Origin of the sequence: Colwellia sp. MB3u-4 (genome assembly GCF_014077065.1) — a bacterium.
Lineage (GTDB): Bacteria > Pseudomonadota > Gammaproteobacteria > Enterobacterales > Alteromonadaceae > Cognaticolwellia.
The window spans coordinates 404,902-423,661 of record NZ_JACGVE010000075.1; the positions used below are offsets into that span (position 1 = coordinate 404,902).

At 39.4% G+C, this 18,760-nt stretch carries 13 protein-coding genes; 3 read left to right on the forward strand and 10 right to left on the reverse strand.

Annotated features, from left to right (window positions below; genetic code table 11):
- Window positions 1–67: 67 nt before the first annotated feature.
- Complete coding sequence (locus H4J61_RS07920; protein WP_182184614.1) at window positions 68–2,254, reverse strand: prolyl oligopeptidase family serine peptidase; 2,187 nt, start codon at window positions 2,252–2,254, stop codon at window positions 68–70.
- Between the two features lie 160 nt (window positions 2,255–2,414).
- On the opposite strand from H4J61_RS07920, the gene H4J61_RS07925 reads away from it, so the two are divergent.
- Window positions 2,415–2,957 carry a GNAT family N-acetyltransferase gene (locus H4J61_RS07925; protein WP_182184615.1) on the forward strand — a complete coding sequence of 181 codons (543 nt, stop codon included), beginning with the start codon at window positions 2,415–2,417 and terminating at the stop codon, window positions 2,955–2,957.
- A 123-nt stretch (window positions 2,958–3,080) separates the two neighbouring features.
- On the opposite strand, the gene H4J61_RS07930 is transcribed toward H4J61_RS07925, so the two are convergent.
- Entirely contained in the window at window positions 3,081–3,713 is a 633-nt protein-coding gene (locus tag H4J61_RS07930; RefSeq protein WP_182184616.1) for an FMN-binding negative transcriptional regulator, read from the reverse strand.
- A 45-nt stretch (window positions 3,714–3,758) separates the two neighbouring features.
- Window positions 3,759–4,343: a GNAT family N-acetyltransferase gene (locus H4J61_RS07935; RefSeq protein WP_182184617.1), complete on the reverse strand. Its 585-nt coding sequence runs from the start codon at window positions 4,341–4,343 to the stop codon at window positions 3,759–3,761.
- Between the two features lie 100 nt (window positions 4,344–4,443).
- On the opposite strand from H4J61_RS07935, the gene H4J61_RS07940 reads away from it, so the two are divergent.
- Window positions 4,444–5,901, forward strand: coding sequence for a PLP-dependent aminotransferase family protein (locus H4J61_RS07940; protein WP_182184618.1), 1,458 nt, complete (start codon window positions 4,444–4,446; stop codon window positions 5,899–5,901).
- 129 nt (window positions 5,902–6,030) lie between these two features.
- On the opposite strand, the gene fadA is transcribed toward H4J61_RS07940, so the two are convergent.
- The 4 genes from fadA to H4J61_RS07960 all read right to left on the reverse strand — a co-directional run bounded on the left by fadA (window position 6,031) and on the right by H4J61_RS07960 (window position 12,494).
- The gene (fadA, locus tag H4J61_RS07945; RefSeq protein ID WP_182138134.1) at window positions 6,031–7,194 is read right to left on the reverse strand and encodes an acetyl-CoA C-acyltransferase FadA; all 1,164 of its coding nucleotides are present in this window, start codon (window positions 7,192–7,194) and stop codon (window positions 6,031–6,033) included.
- 15 nt (window positions 7,195–7,209) lie between these two features.
- Entirely contained in the window at window positions 7,210–9,387 is a 2,178-nt protein-coding gene (gene fadB / locus H4J61_RS07950) for a fatty acid oxidation complex subunit alpha FadB (RefSeq protein ID WP_182184619.1), read from the reverse strand.
- Window positions 9,388–9,594: 207 nt separating this feature from the next.
- Window positions 9,595–9,879: a MazG nucleotide pyrophosphohydrolase domain-containing protein gene (locus H4J61_RS07955; RefSeq protein ID WP_182184620.1), complete on the reverse strand. Its 285-nt coding sequence runs from the start codon at window positions 9,877–9,879 to the stop codon at window positions 9,595–9,597.
- A 389-nt stretch (window positions 9,880–10,268) separates the two neighbouring features.
- Complete coding sequence (locus tag H4J61_RS07960; protein ID WP_182184621.1) at window positions 10,269–12,494, reverse strand: EAL domain-containing protein; 2,226 nt, start codon at window positions 12,492–12,494, stop codon at window positions 10,269–10,271.
- A gap of 365 nt (window positions 12,495–12,859) precedes the next feature.
- Between H4J61_RS07960 and H4J61_RS07965 the strand changes: the two genes are divergently transcribed.
- Window positions 12,860–13,771, forward strand: coding sequence for a TIGR03899 family protein (locus H4J61_RS07965; RefSeq protein WP_182184622.1), 912 nt, complete (start codon window positions 12,860–12,862; stop codon window positions 13,769–13,771).
- 114 nt (window positions 13,772–13,885) lie between these two features.
- Here the strand turns inward: H4J61_RS07965 and H4J61_RS07970 are convergent, their stop codons facing one another.
- From H4J61_RS07970 to H4J61_RS07980, 3 genes are read right to left on the reverse strand one after another with little or no spacing between them, the layout of a single operon-like run.
- Complete coding sequence (locus H4J61_RS07970) at window positions 13,886–14,647, reverse strand: phosphoadenylyl-sulfate reductase (RefSeq protein ID WP_182138130.1); 762 nt, start codon at window positions 14,645–14,647, stop codon at window positions 13,886–13,888.
- Window positions 14,640–16,382, reverse strand: a complete 1,743-nt coding sequence (gene cysI, locus H4J61_RS07975) for an assimilatory sulfite reductase (NADPH) hemoprotein subunit (protein ID WP_182184623.1) — start codon at window positions 16,380–16,382, stop codon at window positions 14,640–14,642. The genes H4J61_RS07970 and cysI overlap by 8 nt, the downstream gene beginning before the upstream one ends.
- Window positions 16,382–18,193 (reverse strand): assimilatory sulfite reductase (NADPH) flavoprotein subunit, encoded by a 1,812-nt coding sequence (locus tag H4J61_RS07980; RefSeq protein WP_182184624.1) that lies wholly within the window; start codon window positions 18,191–18,193, stop codon window positions 16,382–16,384. Before H4J61_RS07980 ends, cysI begins: the two co-directional genes overlap by 1 nt.
- Window positions 18,194–18,760: the final 567 nt, after the last annotated feature.

The following is an 18,760-nucleotide window of genomic DNA, read 5'->3' on the forward strand; positions in this document are numbered from 1 at the left end:
ATCACTGGGCTTTTTGTTAGCGATTGCTTTTACAATCACAAATTACCAACGAATTATAGCCAAGCGCTTAAATATCCGTCACACCCATATTAAATAATGTGAAACCATAAATATCGGCATATTGCTCAATGGTCTTGCTAATTGGCGTACCCGCACCATGACCCGCATCCGTTTCAATACGAATTAAGGTTGGGTTAGCGCCCGCTTGTTTTGCTTGTAACTCGGCAGCAAACTTGAATGAATGCGCCGGCACTACGCGATCATCATGATCACCCGTTGTTATTAATGTTGCAGGGTAATGTGTGCCTGCTTTAACATTGTGTAATGGCGAGTAAGCTAACAGGTAATTAAACATTTGTGCATTGTCGTTTGATTTACCATAGTCGTAAGCCCAACCAGCACCTGAAGTAAAGGTATGGTAGCGCAGCATATCAAGTACCCCTACCGCGGGTAATGCTACTTTAAATAATTCAGGACGTTGTGTCATCACAGCACCCACTAACAAACCACCGTTTGAGCCACCCATAACCGCAAGTTTATCTGAAGAAGTCACTTGTGCTTCAATCAGGTATTCAGCCGCAGCAATAAAGTCGTCAAATACATTCTGTTTTTTCAACTGCGTACCCGCATCATGCCATTTTTTACCGTATTCGCCACCACCACGTAAATTAGCCACGGCATATACACCGCCGAGCTCTAACCAAGCAGCGCGAGTTGAGCTAAATTCTGGTTGTAGACTGATATTGAAACCACCGTAACCATATAAAATCGTCGGGTTACTGCCATCAAGCACTAAGCCTTTTTTATGGGTAATGATCATCGGCACTTTAGTACCGTCTTTAGAGCTATAAAAAACCTGCTTTGATTCAAAGTTATCGCTATTGAATTTTACTTTCGACTTCATATGTACAACAGATTCACCCGTTGCAAGGTCTAAGCTAAAAATGGTTGATGGGGTTTTCTGGTTACTAAATGAATAGTAAAGCTGACTTTGCGACGCTTTACCACTAAAGCCGCCAGCGGTGCCCACTTCAGGTAAGGCGATATCGCGAATTTTCTTACCGGTTAAATCATACTGCTCAATAAAAGACGCCGCATGTTTCATATAGTTAGCAAATAAGTAATGTCCGCCAGTAGACACTGATAAAACATGCTCAGTTTCAGGAATAATATCAAGCCAATTCTCAGCACTGGGTTGCAGTGCATTAACTTTAACAACACGGTTATTAGGTGCTGCCATATTGGTGACAAATAGCAAGTTGTCACCCTCACTACTGACCATATAGGTGTCTGACTCAGTATTATCAACCACGCTAACCAATGGCGAATTTGGGGTGGTTAAATCTTTAATAAAGAGCTTATTGCCCGAGGTAGATACCGCTGCTGATACCACTAAATAGTGACCGTCTTTAGTGACTTCACCACTAACATAACGGTGTTTTTGTGCTTCGCTGCCACCAAAAACTAAGCTATCTTGCGACTGTGCAGTACCTAACTTATGGTAATACAATTTATGTTGATCCGTTTTGGCTGAAAGCTCACTGCCTTTAGGTTTGTCGTAGCTTGAGTAATAAAAGCCTTCATTAGCCACCCAAGATAAGCCACTAAACTTTATATCAACTAGTTCCGCTTCAAGTACAGCATTAGTTTCAGTTGCTATAATACGCGCTTTACGCCAATCACTACCGCCTTCAGAAATTAAGTAAACCGCTAATGAACCGTCTTCACTAAATTCAATATTGGCTAACGAAACGGTACCATCTTCACTAAAAGTATTAGGGTCAAGAAATACTTCAGCCGATGCATCGCCTTTTTGACGATATAAAACAGCTTGGTTTTGTAAGCCATCATTTTTATAAAAATAACTATAGTCGCCTTCAAGAAACGGCATGCCAACTTTTTCATAATCTAATAAAGCCGCAAGACGAGATTTAATTTTCTCGCGATAAGGGATTTTCGCTAAATAATCGTAGGTGGTTTTATTTTGTGCCTTTACCCAATCCGCGGTTTCAGCGCTCATATCATCTTCTAACCATCGATAAGCATCGGTAACTTTAGTACCAAAATAATCATCAACAACGGCTACTTTTTTTGTTATTGGATAAGTTAACATTTTACTTTCATCGCCAATACTCACTACTTTTTCAATTTCAGGGGCTGTGTCAGCCGCTATCGGTGCGTCTTTACTACAGGCTGTTAAACCACAAAAGGCGATTAGCACAGCAGAACTTAAGATTACTTTTTTAGCATTCATAATTTACCGAATAAACCATATTGTTATTATGTTGCTAGCAATCATAAGGCAGTCAATAATTGATGTCTAGCGTATCGCCTTAGTTAACAGTAAGAATAATAAAAATTTAATCAGTTATTATGATGATTAAGCTATTGAAAATTATAAAAATGGTATAAACATGAATATTGATAATTCAGCTCGACTTAGCTATCAGCTGATTGATAAAACAGACAGCGAGTTCTTATTCCAACTCGATCAAAACCCAGAAGTTATGCGTTATATCAATAGCGGTAATATGACCACTCGCAAAGATATTAGCGAGGTATTTATCCCACGCCATAACGCCTATAAAAATGTAGAAAAAGGCTGGGGCTTATGGAAAGTTACCCTAATAGCAACTCAAGCCGAGATTGGCTGGATTTTAGTGCGCCCAATGGACTTTTTCTCCGACCAGCCTATTTGGCATGATATTGAATTAGGCTGGCGTTTTTTACAGTCAACTTGGGGTAAAGGTTATGCCAGTGAAGCAGCGATTCATCTTCAACAGCTACTGGTTAAACAACCTGAAAATAAAAGCTTTAGTGCTATTGCCGTAAAAGATAATCTAGGCTCAATTGCGGTCATGAAAAAGCTGGGTATGGAATATATCAAAACTTATATTCATTCAGACTCACAATTAGGTGATTTGGATGTGGTGCTATATCGTATGGAAAGCACTTAAATGCACAAGTAGCTAAGCCTACTTATTCACATAAGTAGGCTTAATAAATAGCCATTTCCTTTCAGTAGATATCTCTGTTTTCAAACATCAAACACTCATCATTTTGCACTACGCTTAAGTTGTTTATTCCATATGGTTTTTAACCAATCTAGCTATTTTTAACGCATTACTCTTAACATCGCCTGACAATGCATTATAAATTCCCTGCTTGTTTATATCGGCTTGATTTTGACTTACCTTCCACTTTCCTATTATCGATGTAATATCAATTTCAATGCCAACAATAGCTGGGAGCATTTTTTCGATATATTCTTTTGGTGCATCTTCAATAGACCAAGGCTCTGGCTGTTGAGCCTCATGGTGAGTGGTTAAGCTGTCGAGTAAATTGAGATTCCATGTCTTGTCATGAACAAATGATATAAGCCCCTTTACATGCACTGCAACATAATTCCATGTCGGTACTGCTTTGCCAGTTGCCATTTTAGTGGGGTAATAATTTGGAGAGATATAACAATTTGGTCCATTAAATACGATTAATACTTCGGTTTTTTCAGCCATATTTTTCCATAATGGGTTCGCTTTAGCGATGTGTCCTTGTAGTACATCTTTACCCTCTACTTGCTGCAACATCAGTGGTATATGATTCGCTTCTACGCCTAACTCAGAGCAGTTGATAAGCGTTGCAAAAGGATATTCAACTATCATTGCTTTTAATGCCGTTGTGTCACTTTGTTGGAATTTTTTTGGTATGTACATCATATCGCCCTTGCTGTTTGTCTATTCTTTAGAAGACCTGAGTTTTTACATACTTGCCTCAAGCTTTGATCTTACGGTAGGCCATTCGTTATCAATGATTGAAAAAATAGCGGTGTTACGAAAAGTGCCATCAGACAAAATACGTTGATGGCGAAGTATGCCTTCAAATTTTGCACCTAGTCTTGCTATCGCATTACGTGACTTGTCATTTTTCTCATGGGTTTTAAACTCAACCCTGATCGCGCCAACCTCTTCAAAAGCATGTTTTAATAAGCAATATTTAGCGTGGGTATTAATATAACTACGCTGGTATTTAGGGGTGATAAAAGTAAAACCAATTTCTAAATTTCTATCCTCTCGCTTGATGGAACAATAACGTGTACTCCCTACTAACTCACCGCTTTCATTATCAAAAATAGCAAAAGGTACATGTTCACCTTTATCAGCCATTGCTTGTGAATGGTTCAGCCAGCCTTTGGTTGTTGCTTTTGAGCTGCATTTGTCAGGTAACGACCAACGCCAAACTTCCGGAAAAGCGCCCGCATGATAAAAGTCATCTAAATGTTCCAGTGTTAATGGTCGTAACGTGACTTTATTGGTACTCAAAATAGTGATTTGGGGATTAAACATAACTGGCTCTATTGGAAAGTGATGATGGGTATTCTCTCTCTTTATGGTATAAACAAAACAACCAGTTTAAATAAATTACCTATACCAACATTCTATGCTAATGAAGATACTAAACCTAACCTTAGAAGACAGTGCAGATAAGCTGTACTTAAAAATTGCTAATGCCATCCGAGAGGCGATTAAAAATGGTAATGCTTCTACTGGTGAAATTTTACCTTCAGCACGCACTTTAGCTACACAGTTAGCTGTTAACCGCCATACGATTATGTCGGCTTATCATGAATTAGAAGCACAGGGTTGGGTTGAAAGCAAAGAAAGACAAGGTTATTCCGTCGCGCAAACATTGCCCATTTATCATTCACAAAAGGATAATGACAAGCTCAATGAGGCCAATAGTAAACATCAATGGCGTTTGGTAAAAACGAGCAACAACAGCTTGCAGCGCCAAGCAAGTGATTACCTATTTAACTTTGCCGGTGGGAATCCTGATATTGCACTCTTCCCTTTCAATGAATTTAGAAGTTACGTAAATGAGGCCATGAGTCGCCCACTAATTAATGAATTAAACTACGGCAATAACAATGGTTTTCCTGCGTTCATTACTGAAGTAAGTACTTATTTACGTCGAGTAAGAGCAATTGCAGATAAAGAAATAATTGTCGTTAATGGCAGCCAAGAAGCGCTGTATATTATTTCTCAAATTTTGTTAAAAACAGGAGATAAGGTTGCTGTAGAGAGTTTAGGTTATCGCCCTGCTTGGAATGCATTAGAAAATGCCGGTGCCGAGCTTATCGGCGTCAAACAAACAAAAGACGGCATTGATGTTGAGCACCTTGAGCAACTATTTAAACAGCATAAACTCCGCTTGCTTTATTTAACGCCATTACACCAGTATCCAACCACCACCACACTACCCGCAGCGCAGCGAATAAAAATTTATCACCTAGCACGGCAATATAATGTGCCTATTATTGAAGACGACTACGACCATGAATTTCATTATGACAGTCAACCTCTTGCGCCTATGGCGGCTAATGATCCTGCGGGGCTGGTTATATATCTATCAAGTTTTTCTAAAATTATGTTTCCAGGAATTCGCTTAGGGATTATTGCGGTAGACAAAACCCTTGTGCCTGACATTATCAGCTATCGAACGATGATTAATCATAAAGCCAATGTGGTATTACAAGATGCTGTTGCTCGATGGATGAAAGATGGCGCATTCGAACGTCACTTAAGAAAAGCGACACGCATTTATCAAAAAAGACGACAATGTATGGTAGAAACACTGAACAGCTTTATAGCTGAAGGCATAAAGCTCGATTTTACCGTCCCCCCCGGCGGAATGACCTTATGGGTGAATGTTGGAGGCAATGCGAAAGAAATAGCAACAGCAGCCCGAGATAACAACATATTCTTATTAGCTGAAAATGCTTTCCATTTGGCGCAGGAGAGTGATGAAAATAAGTTTATTAGACTAGGTTTTGCGGGTCAAAGCGAAGATAAAATTAAGCAAGGCTTGTTACTATTAAAACCTTTACTTAATCGTAAGGGATAAGCTTTTAAAGAATTTTACCTTTAAGTTGAACTAAGTATATTAAAACAAAAAAGCCCAACAAAAGTTGGGCTTTAAATAATTCAACTAGTAAAAGTTAGCTAGATTCTTCTCAAAAGTGATAAGTAAAAACTACACTCTTTCAAATACTGTAGCGATACCTTGGCCTAAACCAATACACATAGTTGCTAAACCAATGTTAGCATCTTGTGCTTCCATCAAGTTAATTAAGGTCCCTGAAATACGCGTACCTGAACAACCTAGTGGGTGACCTAAAGCGATTGCGCCACCGTTAAGGTTAATCATGTCATCCATTTTGTCTTCTAAACCTAATGAACGTACACATGACAGTGCTTGTGCAGCAAAGGCTTCGTTAAACTCAGCTAGTTCAATATCAGCTAATGTTAAGCCCGCACGTTGTAATGCTTTCTTAGTGGCTGGCACTGGACCAAAGCCCATGGTTGATGGATCACAACCTGCGATAGCCATACCACGGATTTTAACACGAGGTGTTAAGCCCATAGCTTTGGCTCTTTCTGCTGACATCACTAACATCGCAGAAGCGCCGTCAGAAAGTGCAGAAGAAGTACCCGCGGTTACTGTGCCATTGACTGGATCAAATACCGGACGCAATGCTGATAAGCTTTCAATGGTCGTTTCAGGACGAATAACTTCGTCATGTTCGATAAGCGTTAACGCGCCCATAGCGTCATGACCTAAAGTGGGTACAATTTCATTAGCCCAACGACCTTCAAGCATGGCTTTATGAGCAAGCTGGTGAGAGCGAGCGCCAAAGGCATCTTGCTCAGCACGCGTAATGCCGTGCTGCATACCTAGCAATTCAGCCGTTAAGCCCATGTTGCCAGCCGCACGAGAAATATGCTTGCTCAATGCGGGATCAAAATCAACATCGTACATCATAGGTACGTGACCCATGTGCTCAACACCGCCCACTAAAAACACATCGCCTTGACCGGCCATGATATTAGTAGTTGCATCATGTAGTGCTTGCATTGATGAACCACATAAGCGGTTCACGGTAACAGCACCGGTAGACTTTGGAATATCCGTTAACAATTGAGCATTACGAGCAATATTGAAACCTTGCTCTTTAGTTTGCTTAACGTTACCCCAAATAATATCTTCAATTAATGCAGGATCTAGATTTGGATTTCTAATTAACAATTGTTGCATTAAGTGTGCTGATAATGTTTCAGCACGAACATTACGAAAAACACCCGCTCTTGAGCGCCCCATTGGGGTACGGATGCAATCGACAATAACGACTTCTTTCATGATTTTCTCCTTCGCCTAAGCTGTTTTAACGCTGTTAGTTTTAACATCGGTTGTAAAATATGATTGACCAGATCTTGCCATTTCACGCATACCATCAGTAACTTGGTAAATTTCGCCTAAATGGGCATATTTATCTGCCATTGCAATAAAGTTATCTAAGCCTAACGTTTCTAAATAACGAATTGGACCGCCTCTAAATGGTGGAAAACCTAAACCGTAAATTAAGCCCATATCAGCTTCAGCTGCAGTATCAACCACACCTTCTTCTAAACAGCGCACCACTTCATTCACCATAGGGATCATCAAGCGAGCAATGGTTTCTTCCTGGGTAAAGTCTTTTTTCTCTACGCCTGAAAACAAGTCATAAGCCACTTGTGCTGCCACTTTGGTTGGACGACCGCGCTTGTCTTTACCGTAATCGTAGAAGCCTTTGCCATTTTTCTGGCCAAGGCGGTCTTTATTATATAAAGCACTTACTGGGTCATTATCAATTTTTGACATACGAGTTGGGAAACCCGATGACATCACACCCGTACAATGATCAGCGGTATCAATACCAACCACATCAAGAAGGTATGCCGGGCCCATTGGCCAGCCAAATTGTTTTTCCATGACTTTATCAACGGCAACGAAATCAGCACCTTCAAGCACTAATTGGCTAAAGCCAGCAAAGTATGGGAATAAAACACGGTTAATGTAAAAACCAGGACAGTCGTTTACCACGATAGGTGATTTACCCATTTTAGCTGCGTAAGCAACAACAGCAGCCACGGTTTCATCAGAAGTAGCTTTACCACGAATAACTTCAACTAATGGCATTTTGTTTACCGGGTTGAAGAAATGCATGCCACAAAACTTATCTTTGCGTTTAAGGCCTTCGGCTAATAAATCAATTGAAATTGTTGAGGTATTTGAAGTCACAATAGTGTCTTCATCAACATGGTTTTCAACTTCAGCCAACACCATAGCTTTTACTTTCGGATTTTCAACTACAGCTTCAACAACAATATCAACACCTTTAAGGCTGTCATAACTTAATGACGGTGTGATGCTATTGAGTACGCCAGCCATTTTCTTAACGTTCATGCGGCCACGTTCAACTTGCTTAGTTAAAATACCCGCAGCCGTTGTTAGACCTAAATCAAGTGCTTGGTCATTAATATCTTTCATGATAATTGGCGTGCCTTTATAAGCAGACTGGTATGCAATACCACCGCCCATAATACCTGCACCCAAAACAGCCGCTTTATTGACTGCCTTCGTCGCTTGTTTACCGGCTTTTTTCGCTTTACCTTTAACCACTTGATCAGCCATAAATAGGCCAATTTGTGCGGTAGCAGCATCAGTTTTCGCTAATTTTGCAAACCCTGCGTTTTCTAATGCCATTGCGCCTGCACGGTCTAAACCTGCTGCGGCTTCGATCGTTTTAACCATCACCATAGGTGCAGGATAATGTTTACCGGCTTTAGCCGCGATCATACCTTTACAGGTATTGAAGGTCATAATAGTTTCTACTGGAGAAAGCTTTAATGCTTCTAGTTTAGGTTGACGTTTAGCGCGCCAATCTAATTTACCCGCAATCGCTTGATTTAGCATTTTTAGTGCCGCTTCGCGCAAATGTTCTGGTGCAACTACAGCGTCAAGCAAACCTACCGCCATCGCTTGCTCAGCTTTAAAAGCTCGGCCTGTCGACATCCATTCAATGGCATTATCAGCGCCAATAATGCGTGGTAAACGCACGGTACCGCCAAAGCCAGGTATTAAACCTAAGCTTACTTCTGGTAAACCGATTGAACATGAGGTATCTGCAATACGATAATCACAAGCCAAGGTCATTTCACAACCGCCACCTAAAGCGAAGCCGTTAATAGCAGCAATAGTAGGCAGATTAATATCTTCAAATGAATCAAAAATATCAGAGGCATTTTTTACCCAAGGTAGTAACTCATCTTCCGGTTTTTTAAATACTTCTAAAAACTCGGTGATATCAGCACCAACAATAAAAGAAGACTTACCTGAGGTAATCAATACCCCTTTTGCTTCACTGCAATTATTAATCGCATCAACAACTGCGATATATTCTTTAAACGTTGCCTGATCAAACTTGTTAACTGAGCCTTGTGCATCGAATTTAAATTCAACAATGCCGTCGTCTAACAACTGGGCAGAAAGGCTTTTGCCTTGGAATAACATGCCTACTCTCCTGACTTTTTGTGGGTCGATTGACTGGTAATATGTAATCATAGACTACTACCGAGCGTATAAATATTTAGCTTACTAATTATTTATGATGAACTAGTAAAAGAAATAAAGTGATACTGAGTTTGCCTTGAAAGGAAAGGGAAAGCAAACATTTTTAAACAAGCGTTTTAATTAAGTGTATTAATTTTATTTAGCGCTTTATTTAATGCGACCTCGGGTGCCTCTTTGCTCATTTTTTTTCATTTTAGCTAACAACTCTTGCTCTATATTTATACCTTGCCAATGCGCAATGTCTAAAACTCTCAGCACAATATCGGCTAACTCTTCTTTAAAATTGTCAGTCGGCTTTTCACCACGACATTCATTTATCGCTTCACCGACCTCTGAGGCCACTAAAGCTAATGCTTCCAACGTGGTCTTATTATGCCAACCCATACGTTCAACCCAATCGTAATTTTGCTCCGCTATTTTATTAATATCCATACATACCTCAGCTGTAGTTTTTATCTATCGTTATTGCGCTTGATTACTCGCTTAGAGTGAAAAAATTTAAGCTAACACTGATAACTTTACTGGATTTATCCTATATTTTACAAGTAACTAAATTACAACGCTTAAAAAGAATACATTTCAGCAAGTGCTAAGACCTGCTTTTCCCTTAATCATATTACCGTAGTGGTTATTGCAGTGCTACTTGGAATTATTTGAATAGTGAGTACTTTTTAGGGGGGTTATATCTTATAGGCTTGGCTTGTTGGGCTTTATGATTAACTTTGTTTGTGCTTTAAACACCAAGGCTAAATGTAAAGATTTACACAAAAAAAGCACTTGTAGAACAAGTGCTGTAAGTCCAGTATTGCCAATAATATGCGCTATCGATTTATTCGCTCTAAACACGTGAAGAACTCGTCAGCTGGCATAGGCTTAGCATAATAAAAACCTTGCACTTCATCACAGCCCAAAGTTCTTAATTCTGATTCTTGTTCGCTGTTTTCAATGCCCTCAGCAATGACTTTTAAGTTCATTTGCTTGCCTAAATTGATAATGGTGGCGGCTATAATCGCACCACCCGGCTCGGCAATGGCACTGACAAAAGAGCGATCAACTTTTAATCGGTCCAAAGGTAGTTTTTGTAAATAGCTTAATGATGAAAAACCAGTGCCAAAATCATCAAGTGCAATACTAATGCCCTGCGCTTTTAATCTCACTAGCGCATCAATAATCACCTGAGGTTCATCCATTAAAACATTTTCGGTGATTTCTAGTTCCAATTTACTGGGATCAACTTTATGCGACTTCGCTATATCAATAACCGTATCGACAAAGTTATCGCGTTTAAACTGAGGAATCGAGACATTAACCGAAATACTGACCTCGGTAAATTTGCTCGCTGCCAGTCTATTTAACAGCTGACATGCTTGATCGACAACCCAGTTGCCAATCTCAATAATCAAACCAGAATACTCTGCCAATGGAATAAATATAGCGGGTGAAATAAACTTACCTTCGGCTGTTTTCCAACGCAGCAAGGCTTCAGCACCCATAATTTCGCCTGTGATTAAACTTAGCTGTGGTTGATACCAAAGCTCTAAACGGTGTTCGGAAAAATCAGTGCGTAATTGCCTAATCATACTTAAACGCCAAAGTGTTTTATCTTCCATTTCTTGATGATAATAAACATAAGGTTCATGCATAGATTTTTTGGCCAAATTAAGGGCAATATTAATTTGATTCAGTACTTTGACACCACGCGATCCTGCTGAGCCTTTAGAACAAAAACCAAAACAGGCGCTAATCAGTAGATTTTGTTCACCAACAGTAAAGGGCTCACTAAACAGCGCAGTTAATATTTCAGGATTAACCCATTTTTTTGCACCAATAATACCAAAGACATCAGCACCAATTCTTGCCACATGATTATGTGCACTTAATGCTTGAATACGTCTAGATACTGCCATTAAAAGCTGGTTACCAATATCTTGACCTAAGCCATCATTGATATCACTAAAATGATTAAGATCAACCAGTGCAGTGACTAACTTGTCATCATCACTTTGACAGAAGTCATCCAATAAATTGACAAAGTCTAATCTATTGGGCAGTTCAGTTAACCAGTCTTTGTAAGCCGCATTACGCAGTTTTTGAAATAGATGAACATTTTCATAACCGGTGGCGATATTGGTGAGAAAAACTTCGATATGCTGTATTTCAATACTTGTTAAGGCTTGAGTAAGCTCTAAATGAATTACGGCTCTAAAGCCACCACTGGCGAAATAGAATGAGGTAGCGTCGACAGCAAAAAAGTGCTGTTTGTGTTGAAAACAACTATTAATTTGGCTAGCGGTATCTTGATTTTCCAAGGCCGTTAATTTTTGATTTACTTTCGCTTCAACTAAACCGGTTTGGCCAATAACATACAAACTTAAATCATCAGCTCCCTCTACAATCCCTTGTCCGCGAGCGCAAAAAATAGCACTACTAGTATCCACTAGCGTTATAAGCTCAGCTAACACGCCACTAGCATAATCATGAATAGTACGCAGTTCTAACAAGTTGGCAGCAGCGCCAATGATTTTTTCTAAACCCTTTCTATACTGAGTTACAGAGTCAATTTGCTGATATGAGCGAACAGCGGCATAAACGGTTGTCACTAATTTACGACGAGTTAATTCAGTTTTTGTTTTGTAGTCATTAATATCGTAATCTTTAATAACACTTTCTTCTGGTGCATAGCCCGGCTGGCCGGTGCGTAACACAATACGAATGTCATCACGTTTTAATACTTCGCGTATGTGCTTAACGACAACAAGACCCGCGTCGTCACTTTCCATTACCACATCAAGCAAAACTAAAACGATATCTTCATGCTCTGCAATAAGTTTGCAAGCATCGTGACCTGAATAGGCATGCAGGTATTCTAAATGTCGACCTAAAACAACCAAGTCGGATAAGGCCAACTTGGTTACTGAATGAATTTCAGGGTCATCATCAACAATTAAGACTTTCCAAGTATCTCTTATAGCTGAATCAAATATTTCATCTTCATCACTATCGTCGATAAACAAAAAATCATCGTTAGTATTGTCAAAAACTTGCATATCATCCTCAAAGCACTAGCAAAAAAATGCTAGTAGAGTTTTTTGAATATTAATTTCGTTAAAAATTGTCTTCATGTAATAGGTACATAGTAAAAGTTGGAATGAGATTATTCAACATTTCGTTTTTATCATAATATCATTTTCAAGTACGGTTAGTCATAAATTATTTACCTGTACAAAAAAAATACTGACGTAAACTTAAAGGCGAATAAATTTAAGGTAATATTTTACACTTTGTTAAAAAAAGGTTAATAATATAAGGACATGAGTAAAATTTATATTTACGCTATAATAATTTTTTGGCAATATTATGTTGGAATTTCCAGCATTTTTCCAACATTTGATAGTTTTAAGGGATACAACTGATGTCAAATTCGATTGATCAAAATAAAATAATTGAGCATCCTGTAGAACAAAGTAAATCCGCTATCGTCGAAAATGATGAACAAACCGTCACACCTAAAAATAATGCTCATGCAAACGTCAACGCTTCCTCACAAAAACAATTATTAGTACTGGCAAAAAAGTTTTCACTTAGCGCTGCATTTTCACCGGAAACCAAACAAGTCCCTTTGGAAGAAAGAGCCAACCGACGAAAGAAACTTGACCAGTTAAGAAAACAACAAAATATGGAAGCTATCATTGTACGCGCTGTTCAGTATTGCTCGGATGAGACAATTACTGACAGAGCAGATCAAGACTGGTTTAGCTCTTTTTTAACACTTGCTGAAAGTATTAGTAATAAAAATATGCAGGACTTATGGGCGAAAATTTTAGCCGGTGAAGTATCTCAACCTGGCTCTTTTTCACTAAAAACCTTACAAGCATTTAGAACCATGAGTATTACTGAAGCAAAGCTGTTGGCAAAAGCTTGCAGTGTCGCGATGACTGATGCACGTAAAAAAAATATTCGTATCATCAGCGGCGCTTATCAAATCCCCAAATTATTCAATTTGTTTAATAAGCAGCGACAACAACGGCTCGACCTTAACCAAGTGGGATTAAGCTACGCTGACATCTTAACCTTGGCCGATAACCACTTACTGTTTGAACAAGAAACAGAAAGCCACTCCTTTGCCAAGGGAGAAAAAATTCAATTTAATTATCATGGTAAACAACTTAGCTTTGTCGCAAAAAAAGCTGATTGCATACTCACTTTTTATAAGTTCACTCCCATTGGTACTGAACTCGCCCACTTAGTTACTGATGATGAAAACGAGCATTATTTAACGCTAATTAAAACCCAACTGGCGGAAAATTTTGCTATCGATAGCTAGGAAGTTTACGGCTGAATAACAGGGATAAGATTTTTACTATTGATAGCTTAGTTAGATGAATAAATTAGACAGTAAAAAGAATGCGGCTCGCGCATTCTTTTTATAGTAATGACCTTAAATGCCATCACCGTCAGTGTGTAAACCACACTCTCTTTGCATACCAGAGAAACGTGTGTCGCTCTCATCCATACCGGCAGTTAATGGTCGCGTACTATGTACATCGCCTACTGAAACATAACCTTCTTCCCACAGCGGGTGATAAGGTAAATTATTTGCCGTTAAGTATTCATGCACGTCTTTATTGCTCCAATCAATAATCGGGTGTACTTTAAAGCGTCCTCGTAAAATACTGACTACCGATAAACCTTCACGGTGGCTAGATTGTTGGCGACGAACACCAGAAAACCAAGTACCCGCTTGCAACTCACTTAAGCCACGCTCTAATGGCTCAACTTTGTTACGGCGATTATAAGCTTTCAACGAGTCTTCATCGCCATCCCACTCTTGCCCAAACTTAGCTTGTTGCCATGCCGCACTTTCTTTCGCACTAAACACTTGTAAGTTTAACTTTAAGCGCTCTGTTAGTTGCTCAATAAACTGATAGGTTTCAGGAAACAAATGCCCAGTATCGGTTATTAATACCGGTATATTAGGTTCAATTTTGGTCAGCATATGTAGCATTACCGCAGATTGAATACCGAAACTCGACGATAAAACAAATTGCGCGGGTAAATTTTCCATTGCCCATTCTACGCGTTGGCTTGCCGACTGCTTTTCTAATAATTCGTTCCACTGCTTTAACCAAGGTTCTGGTAACGACGCTGGAAATTTATTACTGATCAGCGGAGGTGTACTCGCTGTAATAATCTTAGTCATGAAAATCCCACTTGCTAACTTTAACTTCATCAACAATACTGACTCGAATCACAAAATCACCAAAAGCCTCGGCTGAGTTACGCTCGCTCACCCAACGGGCAACTAAACTGTCAATCTCTTGTAAAATATCTTCTTCATTAAGGTTTTCTTTATACATTTTAGGTATGCGCGTACCGGCAACATTACCACCTAAATGCATATTGTATTTGCCAGGACCTTTACCGACTAACCCAATTTCGGCCAACATGGCGCGTCCACAGCCATTCGGGCAGCCTGTTACTCGTAAAATAATACTTTCATCAGCGACATTGTGCTTCGCTAATATAGCTTCGACATCAGTGACCAAACCAGGTAAATACCTTTCCGCTTCAGCCATTGCTAACGGGCAAGTAGGAAAAGATACGCAAGCCATTGAACTTTTACGCTGCACAGAAACACTATCAGCCATTAAACCATGTGCGCGTGCTAAGCGTTCAATTTCAGCTTTGTCTTCGCTTGCCACACCCGCAACAATTAAATTTTGGTTGGCGGTCATACGAAAATCGCCTTTGTGGATTTTCGCAATTTCAGCCACACCGGTTTTTAATGGCAAATTTGGCTTATCAAGCAGACGTCCATTCTCAATAAATAAGGCTAAATGATGTTTACCATCAAAGCCTTCGGTCCAACCAATACGATCGCCTCGACTGGTGAATTCATAAGGACGACTTTCTGCAAAAGTAATACCGGCACGTAGCTCAACTTCAGCCTTAAAGACCTCAACACCGACACGATCTAAGGTGTATTTTGTTTTCGCATTCTTACGATTAACACGGTTCCCCCAATCTCGTTGAGTAGTAACTACTGCACTAGCAACATCTAAGGTTTTAGCTAGCTCAACATAACCAAAATCATCCGCCTTGCGTGGGTAAGTAGATTTATCGCCATGGGTCATCGCTAAACCACCACCGACCAAGACATTAAAACCAATCAGTTTGCCGTCTTTAGCGATAGCAATAAAGTTTAGATCATTAGCATGTACGTCAACATCGTTATGTGGTGGAATAACGACCGTAGTTTTAAATTTACGTGGTAAATAGTTCGGACCTAAAATCGGTTCTACTTCACCGGTTTCTGTCCCACCTTCAATTTTCTCACCATCTAGCCAAATTTCCGCATAAGCGCGTGTTTTAGGTAACAAATGTTCACTGATTTTTTTAGCCCATTCATACGCTTCTTGGTGTAGCTCTGACTCAACTGGATTCGTCGTACAAAGCACATTACGGTTTACATCACCTGCCGTAGCAATAGAGTCAATACCATAATGGTTCAGTGTTTGGTGCATTAACTTAATATTTGGCTTTAACACACCGTGAAACTGAAAGGTTTGACGGGTAGTAATACGAATACTGCCGTAACTAGTTTTTTCACGAGCAAATTGATCAATGCCTAACCATTGTGTTGGCGTGATAATGCCACCAGGCATACGAGCACGCAGCATAACATTATGTAGTGGTTCAAGTTTTTGCTTAGCACGCTCATTACGAATATCACGATCATCTTGCTGATACATACCGTGTGTTCTGATCAACTGAAAGTTATCAGCGGTAAAACCACCAGTAACATGATCTTTTAAATCATCGACAATGGTGCCACGTAAGTAATTACTTTCCGCTTTTAACCTTTCATTATCGGCATGTTTGCCTTCGACAATTAAAGGGCCATTTGCTTGATCTTTTTTAGTCAAATCAGTCATTAGTATACATCCTTCTGGTAACGCTTAGCGTTACGTAAATCTTTTAAATAATCACTTGCCTGTTCTGCTGATAATTGGCCTTTAGTAGCAATAATAGTTAATAAAGCTGCCTCAACATCTTTTGCCATTCGACTCATATCACCACAAACGTAAATATGCGCACCTCGCTCTAACCATGCAAAAACTTCATCAGCATTTTCTAATAATCTATCTTGCACATAAATTTTTTCCGCTTGATCACGAGAAAAGGCCAAATCTATTTTAGTTAACAAGCCTGACTTAAGGTAGCCTTGCCATTCAACTTGATAAAGAAAGTCTTGCGTAAACGTTTGGTCACCAAAAAACAACCAATTATCACCTGCGGCTTCAGTGGCTTCACGTTCTTGCATAAAGGCCCTAAATGGCGCAACACCAGTACCTGGACCGATCATAATCACGGGTGTTTCATTATTGGCTGGTAAACGAAAGTTGTCATTGTGCTCAACAAACACTTTAACTGCACCACCTTCTTCAATACCATTGGTTAAAAATCCAGACGCACCACCCTGACGGTTAGCCTCTTCAGTCTGATACTGCACAAGCCCAACGGTTAAATGCACTTCTTCTTCCGCTTCGCTTTGAGAGGACGCGATAGAATAAAGTCTTGGCGTTATTTTTCGTAACGCATCTATAAACTCTTGAGCATTTAACTTAACTTCATTCGGTAATGGCGCAGATTTAACCACGTCAACGACTTGATGATTAGCGGCATACTCTCGCATCGCACTCTTATCATCTAACATATCAAGCAAATTAGTCGCTTGTGATTTTTCAGCCCAAAAATTAACAAACTGAATTGAGGTTTGAGTTATTTCAAACTTGGTCTTTAATGCTTCACCAAGTGCTATGCTTTCATCACCTGTAGAGACTTTCTCTTGATCATCAAACCCTAGTTCCGTAATAAGCTCATCTACTAATGCAACAGAGTTCTCAAACCAAACACCTAAGGCATCACCGGCTTGATAAGTTAACCCTGAGTCGCCTAAATCTATTTCAACATGTCGTACATCTTTAGCTGAATCACGACCGGTAATTTTCTGGCTAAGCAATAGTTCAGCAGTATATGGCTTTTGCTTAGTATAAAGTTCTTCTGTGCTGTTCACGCTGGCTAATGCCACTACATTGCTAGCGCTAGCCTCACTACTAAGCAGGGTTTTAACCTGAGTAATAACAGTAGCTGACCAAGTATTAGCGGCCTCATCATAGTCAACATCACAATCCAATCGAGGTGCAATTCTTTTTGCGCCTAATTTTTCTAAATTCAGATCGAAATCTTTACCTGTTTGGCAAAAAAGCTCATAACTGGTATCACCTAGCGCCAAAACACTGTAATTCAAATGTTCAAGTCTAGGCGCTTTCTTTGAAGACAAAAATTCATGTAATGCAATAGCATCGTCTGGTGCTTCACCTTCACCATTTGTACTTGCTACTATCAGTAAGTGAGTAATGTTTTTAATGGCCTTAGGCTTAATCTCTCCCATACTTTTTAATTCAACATTCAAACCTTGAGCACTGGCTTGGGCCGCTAAACTCTTAGCAACACCTTTAGCATTGCCCGTTTGCGAGCCATACAAAATAGTTAAAGTTGTTGGAGCAGCACTTGCAATGGCCGCGGGAACTGTAGCATTAGTAACATTTTCTGCTTTAGCAGCCAAATAGCCACTAGCCCACGCTAATTGAAGTGGAGAAAGATTGTTGATGCTTTGCTGAAAAGATGCCAACTGGTTGGTATCTAGCATTGTTTGGTTTAATTTTTGTGGTTCTGGCGACATCTGGCAATACACCTATTACTAATCAATGACGTCATAATAAACTGATTTACGTTGAAATAAAAAGAATATAAACGGCTTTTTTATGCAAAAATAGAATATAGGGAGATGAACTTATAACATAAAACTCATAGCAGCTACTCACGCTAGCTATATGTCAAAAATGTAATGACTATGACAGTGTTTTTTGGAGGGTATTTTTGATTTAAACAACAGAACAAGGTCAATTTAGACGAAGACCTTTAAGTTGCAGTAATATTAACTATTGATCAAAAACTGATGTTATAGCAATTACATTTAATTGTTATTAACCGTCAAAACTTAAGACTAAAAAAAGTAGCTTTAACTAAAGATCTCTAAAGTGTAAATATAGATTGGTGCCTTGATATATAACAAAGTTTAAAGCTTTGCAGCCTTTGATATTGCAACAAGCTAATGTTCAAATCTCAAGCTTTATTTATCAAATCCCAGAAAGCAAAAAACCCGTAGCATCAGCTACGGGTCTCTCTAAATAAAAGCCTAGCAATGTCCTACTCTCACATGGGAACTCCCACACTACCATCGGCGCTA